We start from the raw sequence: 21,882 nt of genomic DNA on the forward strand, positions 1-21,882 counted from the left end.
TGGTATCTGCTAAACTAACTTCAAACGGAATGGTTGGTCGCCATCCCAGTCCTCGAATCCCTGTAATATCGATAGGACCGGTTTCCACTTTTTCAAATTGATCAGCTGTGATTCTGATACTTGATCCGGTAAGTGTTTTGATTGTCCTTGCAATCTCCAGAAGGGTCCGATCCCTCCCGGAACCGATGACATAATGATGATTCGTCGTCCCTTGAACCAGTATATGTTCATATGCACTCACTACATCTCTGACATCAACGAAATCCCTTTTATCCAACAAGTTGGAAAAGTGAAATGATTCATTTTCTTTCATACATTTCCTTGCGAATAAGGAGCATATACCATTAGAAGGACCCGGCCCGATCATATTTGATGACCTTGCAATCCGGACGTCCAGTCGATAAAGATCACCCCAGCCGGAAGCCGCCAATGTCTGCATATATTTAGACAGTCCATATGGATGTGCAGGGATAGTGTCCCTGCATGGATCATGTTCCAACGTCGATCCCGCTATCAAAATGATAGCCTCCTGTTTTTTCTTCCTGACTGCTTCAAGGAGATTCAAAGTTCCCATCACATTCGTGGATACAGTCGTCAACGGATCACTCCATGAAATGCCGCTATGATTCTGGGCTGCAAGGTGAAGAATCATGTCAGGTTCAACATTTCCAATGATCTGTTCCACCTCTTTACCATCAGTCAGATCACAAGAAAGTTCCCTTATCCCTATTTCAGGATGAGCATGATTGCGTATCATTCCAAACACTTCATATCCTTTCTCCAGGAAATGCCTGCATGCATGTATTCCGGCAAAGCCGGCCGAACCGGTTATAAGGACTTTTTTCAATGTCTATTCATCCAATCGCTCAGTTCCTTCAGCATTTCCGAGTAGTCTTTTACAGGATAATAATAGTCATTCCTTGTGTGAATGAGTGTACGGTCATGTTTAGGTTCTTTCACGGCTGTAATATTGACATTTTTTCTGTCGAAGATTTCTTTGAAAAGGAGAAGGAGATGGTATTTCGATATTTTCTCTTTGGAACATAACTGGTATAAGCCTGATACACCATCGATAATCAACATTTCGATGGCTTTCGAGAGCTCTAAAGTGGTAACCCCGTTCCAATAAACATTTTCATATCCTTTGATCTCACCTTCCTGCTTAGAAAACCAGTGCAGGAGTCCGATTCCATTTTGTTTCAATTCGGGTCCGATAATGGAGGTTCTTACTGTTAAATGGGGCACACTTGTCACTTCGCCAAGGGATTTTGTTTTTGAGTAGACGTTAGTACCGTCCTTAACATCGTTTTCCGTATAGCCGCCTTTTTCACCTGAAAATACACAGTCAGTACTAACGTGAATCAGTTTTCCCCCATATTCGTTCAATGTCTCAGCCAAAACGTGGGGAAGCAGACTGTTCACTATAATAGCATCTTGCACATTTTTTTCTGCAGTATTATTTAGAATACCGACCGCATTGATTAATACCCCGGGTTTTTCTTGGAGGATTATCTTTTTTACCTTTTCTAAGTCTCTAACGTCCAGACCGATCCCAACTCCATCCGAATTCCTTAATGTGAACTTGACTTGGTGCCCTCTACTTTGCAAATAATCCACCAGGACATGACCTGCCATCCCATGGCCGCCTAGAACGAGTATCTTCAATCTAGAAAACCTCCTTCTTTCAGCATGGTCTTGATTTCATTATATTCTATGATGTTATCGCTGGAAGAGTAGGTATCCAGATCTACTTTGGGATGATCCTTATAATACTCGGTTAACCCCTTGATCGGTATGGTTGGAAGAATGACGAAATATTCATTATCATAGACAATTGTGTTATGACTCTCGAATTCTGTCAGGAGCAGCTCATGAAGTTTTTCTCCAGGACGTATCCCCGCTTCTTCCACAATGACCTCTTTATCTGGTGAATAGACATCAATAAGCACCTGAGCAAGATCAAGGATTTTACAAGTCGGCATTTTCATGACGAAGATCTCTCCTCCGTGACTTTCATAAGTTGCCTTGAACAATAATTTGATCGCATCTTTTATGGTGAGAAAAAAACGTGTCATCTTCTTATCAGTAATACCGATCCTTTGCTTATTCTTAATGCCATGTTTAAAGACATGGATCACGCTTCCGTTGGTTCCCAGAACATTTCCGCCACGCACACAAACAAATTTCGTTTTGTCCGTCAATACATTCGCATTTATGATGAGTTTTTCACCCATAGCTTTCGTAAAACCATAGAAGTTCGAAGGATTTGCAGCTTTATCAGTTGATATATTGATGACTTTTTCCACTTTATTTTCTATTGCAGCTTCGATGACGTTTTGAGTTCCGATCACATTTGTCTTTAATGCCTCCAACGGCTGAAACTCACATACCGGGACATGCTTTAAAGCAGCCAGATGAAAAATGTATTCTACATTTTCACATGCTTCCTTCACTGCTTCCTTATCCCTGATATCCCCGATCACAAAGGACAATCTTGGATCACTTTCAAACTTTTGCTTCATTAATACCTGACTTGTTTCATTTCTTGAGTAAATACGAATTTCTTTCGGATTTTTTTCCAGCAGCTGGGAAACCAGTTCATTTCCCCATGAGCCTGTACCCCCTGTAACTAAAATCGTTTTATTAGTAAACAATTTCCGAACCCCCTAAGAGAATATTAATGACCTTATCTGATACACTTTTATCAAGATATTCCGCCGGACATTTCCAATCTGACGGTTTTGAACACATTACTTTCACTCCGCTTATGATCGCGTCTTCATTCAAGCCGGAAACGAAATTACTCCCGCAATCTACTGTTTCCGGCCGCTCTGTCGTTTTTCTTACAGTGATTGCAGGAACATGGAAAATACAGCATTCTTCCTGAACTGTACCGCTGTCTGTCAATACGCAGTATGCATTTTTTTCAAGAGAAATAAAGTCAAAGAATCCGAACGGTTCATGCAATTCGATTAGTGGATGAAGTTTGATGGAGTCTGAAAGCTTTGATCTGGTGCGGGGATGAGTACTGAAGATGATTCTCTTATTGTATTGATCAGCAATCTTGTTTAAAGCGTTCGTAATGGTCCTGAGATGTGAAGAATTGTCTACGTTCTCTGCCCTGTGGATCGTCGCAAGAAAGTAATCTTGTTCTTGAAGATTGAGATCCTGCAGTATCGAACTCTTTATTATCTCTTGATCATAGTGCATGAGCACTTCGTATATGGGATTACCCGTTATAATGATCTTACTTGGTGTCATCCCCTCTTTTAATAAATTCGTTTTGCTGTAGGGAGTGTAAACAAGATTAAATGAAGATACTGCATCTATAATTTTTCTGTTCTTTTCTTCTGGGACATTCAGGTCAAAACAACGATTACCTGCTTCCATGTGAACGACTGGTATCATCAGCCTCTCTGCAAGAATTGCACTCAGTCCGCTGTTTGTGTCTCCAAGCACCAGCACCTTATCTGGTTTTTCTTTGATGAGGATTCTTTCAAGTTCCACAAAAAGTGAAGAAAGCTGTTCCCCGAGAGATTGTTGTTTGCTTGCAAGGATGTAATCCGGTTTTCTTATCCCCAATTCCTTGAAAAAGACACCGTTCAATGAATGAGTGAAGTTCTGTCCTGAATGGACGATTACATGCTTATCGGCCAGCTGATCGAGCTTTTTCATTATAAGGCTTAACCTGATGATCTCAGGCCTTGTTCCGAGTACGGTTAAGATTTTCATAATCACCTCTCCTTTTATTGTTAGAAAAGAAAAATGTGAGTTTACAAAGGCATTTCGATAATTCCTTATCATTCAACTGCCATCCACCCCTCATTTTAGTTCTTCAATTTCATTTTCATTTTTATGATGGAAGTCATCATGGAAGATCAGGGGTCGGTGTTACGTTATATCTGATTTCGATCCGGTAAATTTTTTATGAAATCTTCCAAGTAGATGATCCTTTGACCCATAGAGGGGCTTCAATAATTTTTGTTAATTTATTGATGGCGTATTCTTTTTCCACGGCCACCGCCTCCTTACAAACAATCCTGGCTACTTAAGGCTCTTCTTCCCGATTAAAGCTTTATTGTACATTTGCAGGGTGTGTTTGCGAGTGTTGTTGATATTCCACTTACTCCTTGCATAAGACAATGAATATTGACTCATCTGATCTCTAACAGAAGGATTGTCTAGAAGTAAGCGAATTTTTTTGTATAGTTCAACACTATTTCCCTTATCCACGATAAATCCGCTCTTGCCATTGTCCACCATTTCCGGCAGTCCCCCGGCATTGCTTACAACTACAGGAACTCCCATCAGCTGAGCTTCAATAACAGCAAAGGGCTGATTTTCCTGCAGACTCGGAAGAACAACCATTTCAGCACGTTGAAGAATATCTTTAAGATTCTTCTTGACTCCACGAAAGAGAATCTTATTCTGAAGGCCAAGCTCATTTACCCTGTTTTTTAACGTTCTTTCCATTTCCCCCTCCCCCAGGATCCAGCATTCCCATGAGTCGTTTTCTTTTGAAAGAAACGATAATGCATCTATTAAATGCTCAAGTCCCTTTAAATATACTAAACGGCTTACAGCGAGGATGATTGGCTTCTCGGTGATACGGTCCCGCGATTTCGACGGCACGAATTCAGTTAAGTCCAACCCATAGGTATAGGTGGAAATCTTGGTAGAGGGAATAGAAAATTGAGTTTCAATGATTCTCCGCATCCACATGCTTGAAGTATGGATATAATCACTTGATTCGTACCCTATCTGTTCAAGCCTGCTATAATATTGCAATACGAATGAGCTCCAGATCCTGCTGTTTTCCCATTGGTTCACCGGTTTAATTTGATGAAATATCGCACCTGATAGGAACCCGTGAACACTTGTGACGAGTGGAGTGCCAGTTTTTTTTACTCTGCTTATAGAAGCGGCTGCAATCACATCCTGTGTATGGATAATGTCATACTTTCGAAGATCGATATTCGATACTGCCTGTTCAAACAGGTAGTGATTCATCTCTGCACGATAAACCCATGAATCTTTTGTTATACCAGGACAATTCATTAATAACTGTTCATTAACAGCATGTCGAAAGGGCATGAAATCAACAACTTTATTGGTTCCCAATATTTCAACCCTGGAGTTAAATTTGTTGCCGCAAAGAATATCTACCTTGTGTCCGACTTCTATCAAGCTTTTCTGCAAATTGGAAACAAACGACCATATCCCTCCTCCCGGTAAAGGAAAAACTGTTGCTATTAAGATATTCAACCTTACCCCCCCTTTGTAAATTTATCAAGCACGTTCTTTAACCGCGGATCTGGAATGACGAGCTTAAAACGTTGCTTTTGAGGTACCGGAGGAATCCTTGCACCTGCGATCGGCAGTGAATTTCTACGGTAATAATGATTAAAGGAATTTTTTCTTGGAAGCATTAAGCACACCCCGTTCGTTTCTTTTGTTTCAATTGATGGAATAAATCGCATTTAATCCACTTACCTCTAAATTCTTTTCCCATAATAATTTGTTCTCTTTAATATTGAAGCAAGCCAGCCTTGTAGGTAACACGCCGTAATCTCCCAAATATTTCGTCGTCCCATCTTTATTCCTTTGGCTCGAAGGACGGACTCTTGTAAATCCAACGAGAATAATATCTTTCGTTAACGGCTTAATTCCCCTGCACCATCCTATTTTTTCGTTCCCTGGGCGTATTTCAGTCAAATCTACCACTCTTTCAACTTTCAGGGTCCCGCGGTCTACAATCACCACTCTTCCGTCGACCTGTGTAAAGTAAATCTGGTTTTTGAATACAACTCCATCATGTACAAGCTGTCTGCCTATATTTATTTTTTTTCCGGGATTTGTGAGACAAACGGCATCTTTTTGTAAACACCTGGTCACCCATATCTCTTCGTCCAGTTCAAACACAAAGTTCGGATGAGATTGGTGCGGCTTTGTTGTAGTAATTTTCCTATAATCAATGGATGGGTCAAAACGCTGCCAGGGCGCTTGTCCCAATACATTCCACATACGTTCTACACTTCCAGCTCCATTAAGTTCCACAACCATGTCCAGACCTGTATTGACAACCAGAATATTCCCATTTTTCCCAGGCTTGACATGGTGAATATCATTCATCAGAGGAAGGGAAATTCTCTGAATAAGGGAAAGGGACGAGGTATCATACACGAGAACTTCTGTTGTCGTTCCAACATAAAGTTTATTCCCCCTCAATGTCGCGGCTGTGAATGAAATTGAAGCTTCATGATCTGCACATACCTCTTTAGGGGATTCGTATTCTATGACCTTTTTTAATGTTTTGTTTTGAAGATTGAACTTTAGGATCACTGCCTTTTTGAACTGCTGCCAATCTTTCATCACTTTTGATTTTTGTTCAGCACCTACTAAGAAGAACTCTTCCATGTGATCACCTCCAAATTTTTCATTTTCTGTACCGCCGGTAAAAAGACCTGAGATTGGATATTTCTTCTTTCATCGCCTTCTGATTATTACTGGTTCCGGTTTTCGGATGAGACCTGTACAATGTCAGAACCCTGTCGAAGTAATGCAGCTTATCTTTTCTTACGACCATCCGGAGCCACATATCATAGTCCTGGGTATATTTGAATGACGGGTTGAAATATCCTGCTTTTTCAAATACAGCTTTTTTTATCAGAACCGTAGAACCGTTAATCGGATTACGCTCAAAGATTTCCTGATAGATTTGCTTGTCATTCGTAAACTTATAATTGACGTTACGAAGTAAAACATTATTGTGTTGATCGATGATATCGTAATCGGTAAATGAAAGATCCGCTCCATGTCTCATCATGTCTTCGAGTTGTAAAGACAATTTATCTTTAAGCATCAGGTCATCAGAACTTAACCATGCAATGTAATCTGCATTCGAATGATCAATGCCCCAATTCACTGCCGTGGCAGTACCGCCATTGGGTTTTCTTAAATAGATGATACGATTTAAAAAAGGAGTAATCTTTTCGATGTTTTCCGTCGAACCGTCATCTACTAATATAATGTCAAAGTTGGGATATGTTTGTTCAATTGCACTTTTAATTGCCTGGCCTACATAAGAACAGTTGTAGAACGGAATGATGACTGAAATTTTTGGAAGCATATATCCACCTGCCTTAAGAGTTTTATACAGTGATCACTTCTCCATATTGTATGTACAACATGTTTAATTTGACATCAGAATCTGCCAATTTAAGGGTTTCATCCAATTAATAGTGGTTTAGCCCTCTACAAAACTTTTAAGTATACATATACAGTAATAAGAAACATAATTGGAGGGTTTTACTTTGAAGTTATTATTTGTATTTTACGTACCGAGCGGGGGTGTAGAAACTCTTAATAGAGAAAGAGCGGCCGCATTAAAACCTGCAGGGATTCAGTGTGACTATCTCTACTACAGTAAACGAAGAGAATTGATCAATCATGAGAACGCAAATGTGTATATCACGAATCAGGATGAGGAAATCAGAAAGATCCTGCAAAAAGGAAGATATGATGCAATCATTGTCACTTCTGATTATTCAGGGATGGAAAGATTCAGGAGACTTGGATATAAAGGAAAGATCATACTGGAAATCCAGGGCTTTGGTCCCAAGAATGTAGCCCGTGCTGAATTACAGAAAGCAATTCCCTATGTTACTCAGCACTGTGACGGCTTGTTATATCCCAAGACACCCCATATAGGCAGGATATTCAATGAATTCTTTCCGACTAAACCAACATTCGCATTCAACAACTGCTTCAACCATCTTGCATTCAGTTACAAACCGCTTCCAAGGATAAACAAACCGATCGTCGCCTGGATTGGCAGATTGGAAGACAATAAAAATTGGAAGGAGTTTCTTCACATCGGACATGAGCTGGTAAAAAGAAATTCTGCCATTGTACTTTATATGTTTGAAGATCCCAGCCTTTCCACACCCAAGGAACGGAATGATTTCATGCAGTTAAAACGTTTGCTCAATTTAGACGGTCATCTATCACTGCTTCAAAACGTTCCTCATCAGCAGATGCAAAACTATTTTTCCAAGATAGGTGATTCTGGCGGCTTCTTATGTTCAACATCCAAGGTGGAAGGAGCTCCTTATTCCTTACTGGAAGCAATGAGCTGCAGATGCCCGGTGCTTACTACGGATTCGGATGGTGTGAGAAGTTCAATTCTTCATAATCAATCCGGTAAATATTATCAGATCGGCAATATTCCAGATGCAGTGACGCAAGCTGAGGAACTAATGAATAATAAGAAGCTGAGAGATTATATTATCGAAAATGCCCTGTCCCACCTTAAAACACAATTCAGCCATGACCAGTACTGCAGGAATTTCTCTGCCATGTTAAAAAGATTGGGCATTTAATCGGATAGAATCCTGAAAATAGTAGGTAACTGTTCGATCAAAACCATCACCTGGGGCATATGTTATTAAAAATAGCGAAAAGGTGATTATAATAGTGAAAGTGATTGTTACTGGCGGAGCCGGTTTTATCGGCTCACATTTGGTAGATGCCTTGATTGATAGAGGAGATTATGTACATGTAATCGACAATTTATCAAGCGGAAAAATCCATCATATAAACCCATCTGCCAAATTTCATGAAATTGAGTTAACTTCCCCTAAAGTCATTGATCTGATCGACAAGATAAAGCCTGAATACGTTTTCCACCTTGCTGCCCAGGCTGATGTATCAAAATCCACCTTATTCCCTTTGGAAGATTTGAAAGCGAATGTTGCCGGGACGGTCAATATATTGGAAGCATGCAGAGTGTCAGGCGTGAAAAAAATCATCTTTTCATCTACTTCTGCAGTATATGGAAATACCGGAAGTGAGATGATCAAAGAAGACACTATTGCCTCCCCTATATCGTTTTACGGTTTGTCAAAGCTGACAGCGGAATATTACATTAAGTTATACCATGAGTCTTTCTCTATACCATATACCATCCTCCGTTACGGAAATGTATATGGACCTAGACAGACTTCAAAAGGGGAAGGCGGGGTCATTGCTGTATTTCTGGAAAAACTTAAGAATAAGGAGAAATTGAAGGTGAATGGGGATGGACTTCAAACCCGTGACTTTATTTATGTCGGAGATGTTGTATCGGCAAACATTGCCGCCAGTAATTCAGAGGTGAATGCAACTATGCAAATCAGTACAGGTTGCTCTACATCGGTTCTCCAGTTGATTGACTTAATCAAACAAATTCACCCCCTCCCGGTTGAGTATTATCATTCACACGACAGGTTTGGTGATATAAAGCACAGTTGCCTGGATAACAGACTCGCCATAAAGACTTTAAACTGGGAACCGGTCCACTCCATTGGAGAAGGGATCAGAAAGACATATCAATCTTTCCATTAGCAAAGAAGGTATTCTCTATTCAGCTTCAACCTAGAGAATACCTTCTTTATTATTTGCCCTGTTTTTGCTTATTGTCCAGAGCGAATAGTCTGCTGTATTTTTTTCTGACCGCCAACACTTCCAAATGTAGAGCATTTCCATATTTGGCTGAGCCCATATTCGGATGAACACGATATAAGACGAGTGTTTCATTCAGGTAATGCATGACAGTATGAAGACTCAACCTGCACCACATCTCGTAATCCTGAGTATATTTCAGCTTTTCATCAAACCATCCTGCCTTTTTGATCAAGTCGATTTCAGCCATCACGGTACAGCCATTTACAGGACATCCATTTAATAAAACTTTTTGAAAGGCTTTCACTCCCATCCTTCTCGAACGTATTTCATTCACGATTTTATTAGTCGAATCAATCGTTTTAAATGCACTATACGATAGTTTGGAATGAACCGACTGCATAAACCCCAGTTGTTTTTCAATTTTATTATGAACAAACATGTCATCCGAACTTAACCATGCGAAATACTTGCCTGTCGCATGCTGGAGTCCCCGGTTTAACGCAGACGCTGTCCCTCCATTTTGTTTCCTTATATATATAATTTTGTCTCTAAAGGGATCTATTTTTTCTACATGCAGTGTCGATCCGTCATCTACTACAATGATTTCTAAATTTTTGTAAGTTTGATTAATGGCGCTTTTGATCGCCTGTCCGATGTAAGGGCAGTTGTAAAAAGGTATAATTATTGATACTTTCATCCTCTGCCTCCTCTCTTCATTTGTGTGTTATTTAAAAGATCTGCTGAATTCCTGCCTCCCGTCAATGTTGTTGGTTTTTGTTGGCCAGCAGCTCAAATAGCAAAAGAGTGCTTGCAGCACTCCTTTACAAGATGACTATTTCAACGGGTCTGACTTTCCCATCAATTATTTTGAAACATCTAAGTTCTTCTCTCTTCTTCCCGACCGAAGCAATGAAATAATAGGCATCATGGCTTGCAAATGCAACATCATCCCTGGAAGGTAAAGGAACGCCATAGGGATGGGAATGATAAATACCTACAAGTGCTTCATTCTTAGCCTTCATTTTTGTCATGACTGTTTCCTGTTCAGCGATATCCATTGCAAAAGAATATGGGGAAGGTTCGATGTTTGTCATCGGCCACAGAGTCATGCACCTATTGGCAAAACCTGAAATCAGACCGCAAGCTTCATTCGGAAGTTCTTTATTCAGTTCATCCATCAGCGAATCATACAGGTGTTTAGGCAGTAAAACATATTCCGCCTTAGGCGTTGCACCCGCACCCTTTAAATTTAAACTTCGTTCTCTGTGCTGCCATCTTTTGACGTTCTTCTTTTTTGATCCCAATGGGCACACTTTTGCTTTTCTTATACATATTATTTAAATCTCTATGCTGCATTTTCTCCCCTCCTTTCAATTAGCGTAAATAATTATTCGGATTGAACATCGTTTTTTTCGATTCTGCTGCCAACGGAATAGTACCGGTCCCAAACTGATCGAATTCAGGATTGCTTTGAATAGCCTTCGGTTTCGGAGGGGTGGATGGCTGTTTCATTCTTTTAAAGAGGTCATTTTTTTTATTTGATTGTGCCTGGATTTCACTTCGAAGTTTCTTTAATTCTTCCTCCAACTCAGACTCACGGACACTTGGAGTTTTTGAATTATCTTTATACGTTTTGTTCAGCATGGACAACTGTGATTCCAGCTCAGATTCCTTTTGTTTATATTCATCCAACTGTGTTTTTAACGCTTGTATCTCCTCTTCATAATATTCTTCAATTTTTTTCAATTCGGTATGGAGGGAATTCATCTTGCCAAGATAGCTTCTAGTTGTCTCTTCGTGCTCAGTACCCAGTTTCAGCATTTCATTTACTTCTTTGAATTTGTCCGCATAGTCCGTCAGTTGTCTTTCGATTACTTCAAGCTTCTTTAATATTTCAGGACTATTATCTTCCTCATGTTTTCCCCATAGAAATTTCCACACTTTCATATACCACCTTTCTTTTTTTATAGCATGCTTTTTGTACAACCTGATCAGGACCAACTCATTATTAATCGCCTTTATATAAGGCGTCAGGTCTGGCCGGCCGCTATTTAAGATGATTAAATGTTCATTTGATTGAACGATTAATGTCAGCAGCCGCTTTGTCACATGATCCACCATATTTTTTTTCTCATCCACTGCACTTTCATAGATTATCTTTATCTCCGGAATGGGTGTCGGAAGGGTATTTGCAGATGGAAAATCTCCTGATTCAAACTCGAAGGATGTATCTGGATAACACTCGCCAGATTCGGTCTCGGCGCTGTTGTCAGGAATGCCTTCATTCTTGTTTTGGTCTTTGCTGTCTTTGTTGTCTTTGCTGTCTTGATTAAGCTCTTGGTTCAATTGGGTGATCATCTGTCTGCCTGTAAACTGGTCATGTAATAAATGTTCGATCTGTGCGGTTAATAATTCAATCGTATTGTGATTTTCAGTAATCTCCAGTTCATAAAGTTGTTGCTTTGATTTTTGTTTTGACATCTCTTCAGAAGCATTTTTTATCCTTTTTGAATAGTTATGATATAAAGACTGTATCTCATCTGAAATCTGATGAAAATCATCCAATACATCGTGGTACTGGTCCTCTTGAATTCTAGCTCGCTCTTCAGGATTCAACATTTTATTCACCTCCAGCATCCTATTTGTAATATCATATGTACAGTTTGTTCACATGTTAAAAAAAAGGAGAGAGTTGCCCCTCTCCCAATTCAATTAGTCATCGATGCCGCCTAGTAAGTCAGCGAATGTGTCACACTCACCAAATTCTACTAGTGCTTCTACGACACCACTGTCAAAGATTATCGCATTTGCTGTGTTTCTTAAGATTAAGCGGAACCCTTCAGCGACAGGTCCAAGTAAACCAGTAAAGATTTGCAGTTCATAGAATAATTGTTCAGGTACTCCATCAAAGTAACGTACACCTTCACCTACAGCCGTTAATGCATCTTCTCCGCAAGTCACTCTGTCAATGGATGACGGATTGAATGAGAAGCTGAAATCAGGCTGGAATCCAGTAGCAGTCGGAGCTGGTGTTGGACCGACTTCAGTATCTGTGAATGAGTATGACCAAGTGCTGTCAGCCAATGAACACTCTTGACAAATTTCTGCCCGTAACGTTGACAGACCAGTAACGATCTCTGCGTCTCCGCCAGTACCGAATGTAGCATCTGTATCTTCGTTTCTAGCAAGTGCAGTTGCCTGACATTCACAGTTGTCTACTGGGAATAAGCCAGGGCATTGACGAGGGAATTCAAGCAGGCTTAAGTCACATTCAAGTCTTTCTTTTGGAAGAGGAACATTATTCGGACGCGGGAAACAGAACTTGGCTAGAACTTCAAGCTTTACAGGATATTCTACTTGAACATCTTTACAAAGTACGACACGCAATGGAATCATAGGGCCGAATGGATCAGGTCCCATTAAGACTCCACCTGTTGATGAAGCAATGACTTGAGTTGCTCTGATGTTAAGGTTGGCATTTGTGATACCTGTAGGTACACAAAGTGCAATTTCATCAGTGAATTGAGTCCGTACAGTAAATGAGCACTCAGCAACTCCGTCAATTAGAATGGTTACTTCTACAGGGACAGTCCAGACAATCAATACTCTTCCGGGATTGCCATTTTCAATGATTGTACCGCTTACGCTGACATCAGCAGGATCCACTGGAGCTGTTTGTACCTCTACTCTTTGACCTGCTGCCAATGCTGCACTAACAGCTGCACGGCAGGCTTCATCGGGAATGAAGTTCTTGTTCTCATACTTGTTTGCAAAGAACACCCAGTCATAAACTTTGTCAACGCGAATACATTCTGGAGCAAGGTCGTTCGGATCTAGAGGAATCGGTGACGGTGATGGTGTTGGAGTCTGGGAACCCCTAATTTGTTTACGGTTTTTCAAACAAATCTTCCTTTCTTCTAAATGAATATTTATATCACACTATATCCTATGGACGAGAATGAATTTGGTATAGAATAAACACCTATTTTTCCAAAAAAATTTACTAGGCGGATTAAGAGCTTTTTGAAAACTATCAAAAAATAGGCGTATTGTATAGACATTTGACAGTATTGCATTGCAGAAATCTTCATATTATATAGCAAGAAGAAAGGGGGAATGTAAAGTTAAGTCTGAATTTGGACAAGAAGTCAATAAATAACTGTTTGATGGATGATTTTAAGCTGATAATCAACATCTAATTGAGATCCGCATACTTTTAAATGAATATTACGAACGTGAAAAAACAAACTATCATTGCAATGATATTTATAATATATACAAAGCCGCGTAAACGCTGGGAAGTTTACACGGCTTTTTCTGTGAATCACAGATTCACTTTATACATACAATTAGAAAAATGCTGTTTATTTAAAAGGAGGTGTGGAAACATTGAAACAACTCTCCACAATCCAGCTTCAACAGCAAATCATTCATTATAAATCTGAATTGCATAAATATCAGCAAAGGTGCAAGGAGCTTGAAAATGATTTCCCTGTATTAAAAGTTACTTCACTTAAAAATGAGCTTTCCCGTTTAGAAGCTGATAACGAACAACTTTCAAAGTCAATTACGGATTGGCAGACCAAATACAAAGAAGTGAATGAAGCTGTCACAAGCAAGACAGGCATCATCAAAAAACAGCAGACTGAGTATCATAAACTGCAGTCTAAATTTCAACTGTTCAAGGAACAGTTCAAAAAAGAAAGATCCTTGAATAAAACTACTCAAGTTCTTCAGGAGCAAAGATTAGGGGATTTACAAGTTTTGGAGGAAGAAATTAAGAAACTCGAACGAAAATGCATGGCTTACCAGATTGACGGAGAATATTTGAGGGAAGAAAAACGGCAGTGGATAAATGAAAAGAATTCCTTAATGAAGTGGTTACTCCATACGGAAATATGGCTGTTTGAAACTTTCATGGATAGCGTTGAAATGAACAAAAAGTATATTGCTGCCATGAAGCAAAATGATGAAGAACAACTTCTCCAGCAACATAAACTGGATGAGCTTAAGAAACTCTTTGATTCCCAAAATAAACAAATTAAGATCCTGAACAAACAATCAAAGTCATATAGAGAAAAGATCAATGAATTAGAATCGACCCTTCAAAATGAAAGAAAGATTAAAAATGAATTTGCTTCTGCATTAAAATCGCTTAGAATAAAAGTTCAGGAATGGAAGGAGCACATGCAGTTTGAAAGAATTGAATCTGACCATCACACTGAGCTTTCAACAAGAGAGAAGGAACGATACCATACGACAATTGAGCATTTGCAATTCGCAAACGCAAAGTTAATAGAAGAAATCCATCGATTAAAGAATGAAAGATAAAGCCGGGCCCTGAATTATTCGGGGACCGGCTTTATGGCTTACATAAATTCTTTCAAGAGGTCTTCAAACGTCTCATCATCAAGTTTCAAATCATGCGTATTCAACGGTTCTTCAGAGTACCCCGAAATCAGTTCCTGATATGAAGGCTGTTCTGTATTGTGATAAATCAAACCAGTCACAAGACCATCCTTTTCCATGAGTGTGTTCATTGCCTGTTCACGGTTGGACGGATCATACCCTTCAACATCTCCAAGTTTCGTCAGGTTTTCCTTGAACCAGTCATACGTATTAACCTTATTATACGTAACGCAGGGACTGAATACGTTTATCAGAGAAAACCCTTTATGATTTAATCCCGCTTCAATTAATGCAGTCAGTTCTTTCAGATCAGAAGAAAAGCTTTGGGCCACAAAAGTCGCACCTGCAGTTAAAGCCATTTCCATCGGAGCCAAAGCAGGTTCAATGGATCCCTGCGGAGTGGACTTTGTCTTAAATCCTGATGAGGAACGCGGGGACGTCTGCCCCTTCGTCAAACCGTATATCTGATTGTCCATGACGATGTATGTGATATCCACATTGCGTCGAATTGCATGAATCGTATGTCCCAGGCCGATGGCAAACCCATCGCCGTCACCGCCTGAAGCGATGACAGTCAAATCTTTATTAGCCATCTTCAATCCTTGGGCGATAGGAAGAGATCGTCCATGTATTCCATGGAAACCGTACGAATTAATATATCCTGAAATACGTCCGGAACAGCCGATCCCAGATACGACAGCTAAATTCTCAGGATCCAGACCCGCATTGGCAGCCGCACGCTGTATCGATGCCTGTACTGAGAAGTCACCGCATCCAGGACACCAGTTAGGCTTTACATTGTTTCGAAAATCTTTAAAGGTTGCCATGGATCAGCTCAACTCCTTACACTTAGAATGAATTTCATGAGGCAGGAATGGTGTACCATCATACTTCGTCATATTCTTGATTTTGTGTCCATATCCCACATTCATCTTGATAATATTCGCTAATTGTCCAGTAGCGTTATGCTCGATGACAACTACATTTTTGGCTTTTTCCATAAGCGGCTGAAATTCCTTGGCAGGGAATGGATGAATCAAGCGGATGTGTGCATGATTCACTTTCATTCCATCCTCTTCCAAACGGCTCATTGCTTCTTCGATGACACCGCGAGTCGAATTGAAGCCTACCAGCAGTATATCTGCTTCTTCATGAGGAGCGGCAATATGAATCGGATCATTGAAGCGGATACCTTCGATTTTACGCATACGCTTGTCCATTTGTGCCTGACGATTTACTGGTGACTCTGAAGGTTTGCCTGTTTCATCATGCTCTACTCCAGTGACGTGGTGAATCCCGTTTTTCATACCTGGAGTTACACGCGGCGAAACACCATCATCTGTAACCTCATATCGTTTGAAGTACTTTTTGGGTTCCATTTCTTCCAATTGAGATTCATCATCGATTAGCTTCCCTCTGCGTATTTCTACCTTGCTGTAATCAAGCGGTTCTACGGTTTGTTTGCCTAAGGAAAGCTGAAGATCTGAAAGAATAATGACCGGACATTGATATTCTTCGGCAAGATTGAACGCTTCAACAGTGTCATAAAAAGCTTCCTGCACTGTACTTGGCGCTATAACAATCTTAGGAATTTCTCCATGTGTACCGTATATCATCGCCATTAAATCAGATTGTTCCTGTTTTGTAGGCAATCCAGTAGATGGCCCCCCCCGCTGTGTATCGACTACTACAAGAGGCTGCTCAGTCATTCCAGATAAACCGATCGCCTCCATCATGAGAGAAAGACCGGGACCAGCTGAAGCTGTGAATGAACGGACCCCGCCGTAATTTGCACCGATCGCCATCGTGGCTGCAGCGATTTCATCCTCTGTTTGGATAACCGTGCCTCCAACCATCGGCAGCTTTTTAATTAAGTATTCCATGATTTCTGATGCTGGTGTGATTGGGTAAGCAGCCATCAAGCGGACTCCGCCTGCCAGTGCGCCAAGTGCGATCGCATCATTACCGATCATGAACATCCGTTTATGTCCATCTGCTTCTTTCAGCTGAAGAGAACCAGCTTTTTCCCCAAGATCAGTATTCATCGTTTCGTATCCCTGTCTGATTGCATCCATATTCTTTTCTACAACCGTTTCGCCTTTGCGTCCAAAGATTTCTTCCACTACTTCTTTAAAGACTTCCGGATCCAGATTCAATACTGCACATGTCGCACCTACAGCCACCATATTCTTCATCAGAGATGTCCCAAGTCCAGCTGCCAATTCAGTAAAAGGTACAATATATAATGATGCATCTGTATCTTCGGGTTTCACTGGCTTGAATTTAGCATCTGCAATTATAACACCGTCACTATGAAGCTCTTTATAGTTTACATCGATCGTTTCCTGATCAAACGCTACTAAGATATCTAAGTCATCCGCAATTGCACGAACCTGCTCAGTGCTGACACGAATTTTGTTATTTGTGTGTCCTCCCTTGATACGTGAGGAGAAATGGCGGTAGCCGTATAAATAATAGCCAAGTCTGTTCAAGGCCATGGAGAAAATTTCCCCTGTACTTTCGATTCCTTCACCTTGCTGCCCGCCAACCTTCCATGAAAGTTGTTCCTTCATCTATTACACCCCTTCTTACAGGTCTCTGATTTCCATCATTCCACCGGAAACGGTAAAACTCATAGATAGATACTTTACTATATCAATCACTTGTATACTAAGTTAGTTTATCACTTTTCACTATAAATCACTACCGTCTGAACTGCACTGCATAAAAAATGCTGATCCTCAAAATTTGAAGATCATCTGTCATTTAAAATCGGATTCGTTTATGAAAATTCCCATAGAGAAATTTCCTGATTTGCCGATCATTGTAATAACGTTGAAGGGTCACAATCAGATTTTCATATTGATGATAACTGGAAAGTCCTTTAACCGTCTCATTGATTCCGTCGAAATCAGACCCGAAACCTACATGATCCTCTCCTCCGAGACTGCAGATATGCTCAATATGCCTCACAATATCCGTTAATTCTGCGCTTCCTTTTTTATTTAAGAATGGAGGGACAAATGTAATGCCTATAACACTATCTTTTTTAATGAGAGACTCTATTTGATCATTTTTTAAATTTCTCGGGTTCGGGCAAATTGAATAGGCATTGGAGTGGGAAGCAATAGGATAATGTGCTTCTTCGATCACATCCCAGAATGCATTTTCACAAAGATGAGATACATCTGTCCACAACTTTTTTTCATTGAGGAATTTTACCATATCGCAGCCGAAGTTAGTGAGTCCCCCTCCGCGCGGTTCAAGTGCACCATCCGCTGCGGCATTTGCCCAATTCCATGTCAGCCCGACAGAACGTACCCCAAGTCGGTACAGTGTTTCCAGCTTCCCGATATCCTCTTCGATTGCTTCTGCCCCTTCAAGTGTCAGAATAGCTCCTATTTCATTGTGTGAAAGATTTTCAATATCTTCATTGGATGTAATAAATTTCACATCAGGATGAGGTTCGATGATTCGGTTATGAAAAAGATTCACCATATTTAATGCTGCTTGAAACCGCTGTCCCGGCTTAAGATGTGAAGGAATATATATTGCGAATAATTGTACTTTGGATCCGCCTTCACACAATTGAGGGTATGTAATATGCATATCCTCTTTTGATTGAAACGATAATGTATCGGATTCCAGATAAAGTTTCATTAATACATCACAATGAGCGTCGAAGATCATTTTATCCATTCCCCCCTATATTCATATATGTACTATAATAGAAAAACAAAAAGGCTGTCCACTAAAGAAAAAATCTTTAATGGACAGCCTTCTGTCATAAACTGCCGGGATCAAGGTCTTCTAATGATCATTTTCCGCAAAAATTTTGTCCATGGCAGCTTTGCTTTACTTTATCTGGGTTCTACTATTAACTTTATGGCTGTACGTTCTTCCCCGTCTATCAGAATATCTGTAAATGCAGGGATACAAATCAAATCTAGACCACTGGGAGCAACAAAGCCTCTTGCAATCGCAACTGCTTTCACTGCCTGGTTCAACGCTCCTGCGCCAATTGCCTGAATCTCAGCTCCTCCCCTCTCACGAAGAACACCGGCGAGTGCACCAGCTACAGAATTAGGATTAGATTTTGCTGAAACTTTTAATATTTCCATCACCTTTTCCTCCTTGTCATTTCCCCCATACCGCATGTCCTTGGTAAAGAACAAACTTGGTATAAATGATTCCACTGCTACTATATTCAACGAATGGACAATTCATTCCGGTATGACTGAAAAAGGATGGAAATCACATTAATATTCTGCCATGAATGGATGATCATCATTTATGAGGATGCGCTCAATCTTCTTTGCCTTCCCCGTTTTATGATCTATATCTATCAGACATGCACTTAGAATCTTCCGACCGTCTTTAGGAACTTCAAACCGCACCGGAAGACTCGTTTGAAATCTCTTAAGTACAGAGGCTTTACTCATGCCCAACACTTCATCATAAGGACCTGTCATCCCTACATCGCACATAAAAGCAGTCCCGTTTGGGAGGACTCGATTGTCTGCTGTCTGTACATGGGTATGAGTCCCAACGACAGCTGAAACTCTGCCATCCAGAAACCATCCCATTGCCTGCTTTTCACTCGTCGCTTCTGCGTGGAAATCCACGAAAATAATGGACGTTTTCTTTTTGGCTTCATCCACCAGCATATCGACAATCTGAAAGGGGTCATCAAGTGGAGGCATGAAGGTTCTTCCCTGAACATTGATCACTGCCACCGTCTTTCCATGAATTTCTCCGAAGGCCAGTCCTGTACCTGGTGTGCCTTCTGGAAAATTAGCAGGACGTACCATTTTCTTTGCAGAATCAATAAAATCAAAAATTTCCCTATTGTCCCAAGAATGATTTCCCAGTGTCACCATATCTGCGCCGTCCTGAAGAATTTTTTTATAAATTTTCTCCGTTATTCCCCTGCCTGAAGCAGCGTTCTCTCCATTCACGATGGTAAAGTCAGGATGATGCTTCTTTTTTAGCTTTGGTAAATATTCTGTAATCATTTCACGGCCCATCGACCCTACTACGTCTCCAACAAATAATATTCTCATGAAAAATCCCTTCTCTATATGTAGTAATTGCTTCTAATTATGTAGCTTATTGTATCACATTTATCCTTTGCTCTATGCATAATGGCAAGGGAAAGAAGCTCAAATAAAAAAGCTGACTCCGAAAGAAATCATTCCTTCGAGAGTCAACCTCTTTATTTCGCATATTCTACGGCTCTTGTTTCACGGATAACCGTTACTTTAATATGACCAGGGTAATCAAGCTCATCTTCAATGCGCTTTCGGATATCCCTTGCCAAACGGTGGGATTCCAGATCGTCGATGGCTTCAGGTCTAACCATGATGCGAACTTCACGTCCTGCCTGAATCGCGAAGGACTTCTCAACCCCTTCATAGGACTCAGAAATCTCTTCAAGCTTCTCGAGACGACGGATGTAATTCTCAAGCGTCTCACTTCTTGCACCCGGACGGGCTGCTGATAGTGCATCTGCAGCTGCTACCAGAACCGCAATGATTGAAGTCGGTTCCGTATCACCGTGGTGAGAAGCGATACTGTTGATGACAACAGGATGCTCTTTATACTTGGTAGCAAGTTCAACACCAATTTCAACGTGGCTTCCTTCTACTTCATGGTCGATTGCTTTACCGATGTCATGAAGCAAACCTGCCCGCTTAGCCAGTCTTTCGTCTTCCCCAAGCTCAGCTGCGAGAAGTCCTGAAAGATACGCCACTTCCATTGAGTGCTTCAATACGTTTTGACCGTAACTTGTACGATACTTCAAACGTCCGAGAATTTTGATTAAATCAGGGTGAAGACCATGAACTCCGACTTCAAAAGTCGTCTGCTCTCCGATTTCCCGAATATATTCGTCCACTTCACGGCGTGATTTATCTACCATTTCTTCAATGCGTGCAGGGTGGATTCGACCATCCTGAACTAATTTCTCCAGTGCAATTCGAGCCGTTTCTCTTCGAATAGGATCGAAACCAGAAAGAATGACTGCTTCAGGAGTATCATCTATTATGAGATCAATTCCTGTTAATGTTTCCAGCGTACGAATGTTACGTCCTTCGCGCCCGATGATTCGACCTTTCATCTCATCATTCGGTAAGTTCACAACACTAACAGTTGTTTCTGCCACGTGTTCAGCAGCACAACGCTGTATAGCAAGTGAAAGGACTTCTTTCGCTTTCTTATCAGCATCTTCTTTCGCCCGTGTCTCATGTTCTCTTACCATGATGGCGATATCATGGGAGAGCTCATTTTCAACCCGATCGAGTATGATTCCTTTAGCTTCATCACGAGTCAGGCTCGAGATACGTTCTAGCTCGGTTTGCTGTGCTCGTACCATCTCGTCCACTTTGCTTTCCATCTCTTCAATATGTTGTTGTCTTTCGTTAAGAGCTGCCTCTTTTCTTTCAAGTAAAGCTTCACGCTTATCAAGCGTATCATCTTTACGGTCGAGGTTTTCCTCTTTTTGCATTAAACGATTTTCTTGTTTTTGCAATTCATTTCTTCGTTCACGGAGTTCATTTTCCATTTCAGTGCGAAGTCTATGATTTTCGTCCTTTGCTTCCAGTAGTGCTTCTTTCTTCAGAGCATCTGCCTCGCGCTTAGCATCTTCTAAAATCTGCTCTGCTGAACCTCTTGCACCGGCAATCTTTGCTTCAGCAATGGACTTACGAATAAAGTATCCAACAACTACACCGACGATAAGGCCAAGCAAAATGGAGATGATTGTAATAGGTTGCATTCTTTCACCTCCTCTTGCTATGAACTGTCATCATGTCTTTTACATGTCGGCTTGTACATTGCTCATTTGAACTCAATATACAGCGCTAGGCTTTCAAATATTCATTCGAAAAATTTGTAAAATATACATGTTAATTTTAAGTCTCAGAAAATTTATTGTCAAGGGGTTGTCCTGTGTATCGCTTTATTTCTCAAGGATTTCTTGCTATTCGACAAAAATCGATACGCCTCGGTACGATAGTTAACATAACATAA

The 21,882-nt window shown here is 40.6% G+C and carries 20 protein-coding genes; 3 read left to right on the forward strand and 17 right to left on the reverse strand.

What is annotated here, in order from left to right; all coding sequences use genetic code 11:
• The 7 genes from HP456_RS03295 to HP456_RS03325 all read right to left on the reverse strand — a co-directional run.
• Nucleotides 1–847 (reverse strand): NAD-dependent epimerase/dehydratase family protein (locus HP456_RS03295; RefSeq protein ID WP_172248584.1); only part of this gene is annotated, 847 nt, incomplete at its 3' end.
• Entirely contained in the window at nucleotides 844–1,665 is an 822-nt protein-coding gene (locus tag HP456_RS03300; protein WP_172248585.1) for a dTDP-4-dehydrorhamnose reductase family protein, read from the reverse strand. The genes HP456_RS03300 and HP456_RS03295, both read right to left, overlap by 4 nt.
• Nucleotides 1,662–2,654, reverse strand: a complete 993-nt coding sequence (locus HP456_RS03305) for a polysaccharide biosynthesis protein (RefSeq protein WP_172248586.1) — start codon at nucleotides 2,652–2,654, stop codon at nucleotides 1,662–1,664. The genes HP456_RS03300 and HP456_RS03305 overlap by 4 nt, the downstream gene beginning before the upstream one ends.
• Nucleotides 2,644–3,732 (reverse strand): non-hydrolyzing UDP-N-acetylglucosamine 2-epimerase, encoded by a 1,089-nt coding sequence (gene wecB, locus HP456_RS03310; RefSeq protein ID WP_172248587.1) that lies wholly within the window; start codon nucleotides 3,730–3,732, stop codon nucleotides 2,644–2,646. Before wecB ends, HP456_RS03305 begins: the two co-directional genes overlap by 11 nt.
• 312 nt (nucleotides 3,733–4,044) lie before the next feature.
• Complete coding sequence (locus tag HP456_RS03315; RefSeq protein WP_172248588.1) at nucleotides 4,045–5,265, reverse strand: glycosyltransferase family 4 protein; 1,221 nt, start codon at nucleotides 5,263–5,265, stop codon at nucleotides 4,045–4,047.
• Nucleotides 5,266–5,457: 192 nt separating this feature from the next.
• On the reverse strand, nucleotides 5,458–6,417 hold the full coding sequence (locus HP456_RS03320; RefSeq protein ID WP_172248589.1) for a hypothetical protein: 960 nt from the start codon (nucleotides 6,415–6,417) through the stop codon (nucleotides 5,458–5,460).
• Between the two features lie 19 nt (nucleotides 6,418–6,436).
• The gene (locus HP456_RS03325; RefSeq protein ID WP_172248590.1) at nucleotides 6,437–7,129 is read right to left on the reverse strand and encodes a glycosyltransferase; all 693 of its coding nucleotides are present in this window, start codon (nucleotides 7,127–7,129) and stop codon (nucleotides 6,437–6,439) included.
• Between the two features lie 184 nt (nucleotides 7,130–7,313).
• Between HP456_RS03325 and HP456_RS03330 the strand changes: the two genes are divergently transcribed.
• Together HP456_RS03330 and HP456_RS03335 are read left to right on the forward strand one after the other, a co-directional pair.
• Nucleotides 7,314–8,381 carry a glycosyltransferase family 4 protein gene (locus tag HP456_RS03330; RefSeq protein ID WP_172248591.1) on the forward strand — a complete coding sequence of 356 codons (1,068 nt, stop codon included), beginning with the start codon at nucleotides 7,314–7,316 and terminating at the stop codon, nucleotides 8,379–8,381.
• 94 nt (nucleotides 8,382–8,475) lie between these two features.
• Nucleotides 8,476–9,384 carry an NAD-dependent epimerase/dehydratase family protein gene (locus tag HP456_RS03335; RefSeq protein WP_172248592.1) on the forward strand — a complete coding sequence of 303 codons (909 nt, stop codon included), beginning with the start codon at nucleotides 8,476–8,478 and terminating at the stop codon, nucleotides 9,382–9,384.
• 49 nt (nucleotides 9,385–9,433) lie between these two features.
• Here the strand turns inward: HP456_RS03335 and HP456_RS03340 are convergent, their stop codons facing one another.
• From HP456_RS03340 to HP456_RS03355, 4 genes are all read right to left on the reverse strand, one after another.
• On the reverse strand, nucleotides 9,434–10,141 hold the full coding sequence (locus HP456_RS03340) for a glycosyltransferase (protein WP_172248593.1): 708 nt from the start codon (nucleotides 10,139–10,141) through the stop codon (nucleotides 9,434–9,436).
• 124 nt (nucleotides 10,142–10,265) lie between these two features.
• Nucleotides 10,266–10,748, reverse strand: coding sequence for a M67 family metallopeptidase (locus HP456_RS03345; protein WP_172248594.1), 483 nt, complete (start codon nucleotides 10,746–10,748; stop codon nucleotides 10,266–10,268).
• Between the two features lie 70 nt (nucleotides 10,749–10,818).
• Nucleotides 10,819–12,063 (reverse strand): hypothetical protein, encoded by a 1,245-nt coding sequence (locus tag HP456_RS03350; protein WP_172248595.1) that lies wholly within the window; start codon nucleotides 12,061–12,063, stop codon nucleotides 10,819–10,821.
• Nucleotides 12,064–12,156: 93 nt separating this feature from the next.
• Nucleotides 12,157–13,344 carry a BMQ_0737 family morphogenetic spore coat protein gene (locus HP456_RS03355; RefSeq protein ID WP_172248596.1) on the reverse strand — a complete coding sequence of 396 codons (1,188 nt, stop codon included), beginning with the start codon at nucleotides 13,342–13,344 and terminating at the stop codon, nucleotides 12,157–12,159.
• Nucleotides 13,345–13,833: 489 nt separating this feature from the next.
• Here HP456_RS03355 and HP456_RS03360 point away from each other — a divergent pair, with 489 nt between their 5' ends.
• Nucleotides 13,834–14,775: a coiled-coil domain-containing protein gene (locus HP456_RS03360; RefSeq protein ID WP_172248597.1), complete on the forward strand. Its 942-nt coding sequence runs from the start codon at nucleotides 13,834–13,836 to the stop codon at nucleotides 14,773–14,775.
• 38 nt (nucleotides 14,776–14,813) lie between these two features.
• Here HP456_RS03360 and HP456_RS03365 read toward each other — a convergent pair whose 3' ends face one another.
• From HP456_RS03365 to rny, 6 genes are all read right to left on the reverse strand, one after another.
• Entirely contained in the window at nucleotides 14,814–15,680 is an 867-nt protein-coding gene (locus HP456_RS03365) for a 2-oxoacid:ferredoxin oxidoreductase subunit beta (protein WP_172248598.1), read from the reverse strand.
• A 3-nt stretch (nucleotides 15,681–15,683) separates the two neighbouring features.
• A complete protein-coding gene (locus HP456_RS03370) occupies nucleotides 15,684–17,426 on the reverse strand; it encodes a 2-oxoacid:acceptor oxidoreductase subunit alpha (protein ID WP_172248599.1) in 1,743 nt (580 codons plus the stop codon).
• A 193-nt stretch (nucleotides 17,427–17,619) separates the two neighbouring features.
• Nucleotides 17,620–18,543, reverse strand: a complete 924-nt coding sequence (locus HP456_RS03375) for a dipeptidase (RefSeq protein WP_172248610.1) — start codon at nucleotides 18,541–18,543, stop codon at nucleotides 17,620–17,622.
• A 170-nt stretch (nucleotides 18,544–18,713) separates the two neighbouring features.
• The gene (spoVS, locus tag HP456_RS03380) at nucleotides 18,714–18,974 is read right to left on the reverse strand and encodes a stage V sporulation protein SpoVS (protein WP_034760060.1); all 261 of its coding nucleotides are present in this window, start codon (nucleotides 18,972–18,974) and stop codon (nucleotides 18,714–18,716) included.
• Nucleotides 18,975–19,112: 138 nt separating this feature from the next.
• The gene (locus HP456_RS03385; RefSeq protein ID WP_172248600.1) at nucleotides 19,113–19,916 is read right to left on the reverse strand and encodes a TIGR00282 family metallophosphoesterase; all 804 of its coding nucleotides are present in this window, start codon (nucleotides 19,914–19,916) and stop codon (nucleotides 19,113–19,115) included.
• Nucleotides 19,917–20,068: 152 nt separating this feature from the next.
• On the reverse strand, nucleotides 20,069–21,628 hold the full coding sequence (gene rny, locus HP456_RS03390; protein ID WP_172248601.1) for a ribonuclease Y: 1,560 nt from the start codon (nucleotides 21,626–21,628) through the stop codon (nucleotides 20,069–20,071).
• Nucleotides 21,629–21,882: the final 254 nt, after the last annotated feature.

Source organism: Bacillus haikouensis (assembly GCF_013179555.1).
In the GTDB taxonomy this organism is placed as follows: domain Bacteria; phylum Bacillota; class Bacilli; order Bacillales; family Bacillaceae_B; genus Rossellomorea; species Rossellomorea haikouensis_A.

Bases quoted from the DNA above. Each gene is read 5' to 3' on its own strand.
- wecB (WP_172248587.1), bottom strand. From the start codon at position 3,732: ATGAAAATCTTAACCGTACTCGGAACAAGGCCTGAGATCATCAGGTTA.
- HP456_RS03320 (WP_172248589.1), bottom strand. From the start codon at position 6,417: ATGGAAGAGTTCTTCTTAGTAGGTGCTGAACAAAAATCAAAAGTGATG.
- HP456_RS03325 (WP_172248590.1), bottom strand. From the start codon at position 7,129: ATGCTTCCAAAAATTTCAGTCATCATTCCGTTCTACAACTGTTCTTAT.
- HP456_RS03340 (WP_172248593.1), bottom strand. From the start codon at position 10,141: ATGAAAGTATCAATAATTATACCTTTTTACAACTGCCCTTACATCGGA.
- HP456_RS03350 (WP_172248595.1), bottom strand. From the start codon at position 12,063: ATGTTGAATCCTGAAGAGCGAGCTAGAATTCAAGAGGACCAGTACCAC.
- HP456_RS03365 (WP_172248598.1), bottom strand. From the start codon at position 15,680: ATGGCAACCTTTAAAGATTTTCGAAACAATGTAAAGCCTAACTGGTGT.
- HP456_RS03370 (WP_172248599.1), bottom strand. From the start codon at position 17,426: ATGAAGGAACAACTTTCATGGAAGGTTGGCGGGCAGCAAGGTGAAGGA.
- HP456_RS03375 (WP_172248610.1), bottom strand. From the start codon at position 18,543: ATGATCTTCGACGCTCATTGTGATGTATTAATGAAACTTTATCTGGAA.
- spoVS (WP_034760060.1), bottom strand. From the start codon at position 18,974: ATGGAAATATTAAAAGTTTCAGCAAAATCTAATCCTAATTCTGTAGCT.
- HP456_RS03385 (WP_172248600.1), bottom strand. From the start codon at position 19,916: ATGAGAATATTATTTGTTGGAGACGTAGTAGGGTCGATGGGCCGTGAA.
- rny (WP_172248601.1), bottom strand. From the start codon at position 21,628: ATGCAACCTATTACAATCATCTCCATTTTGCTTGGCCTTATCGTCGGT.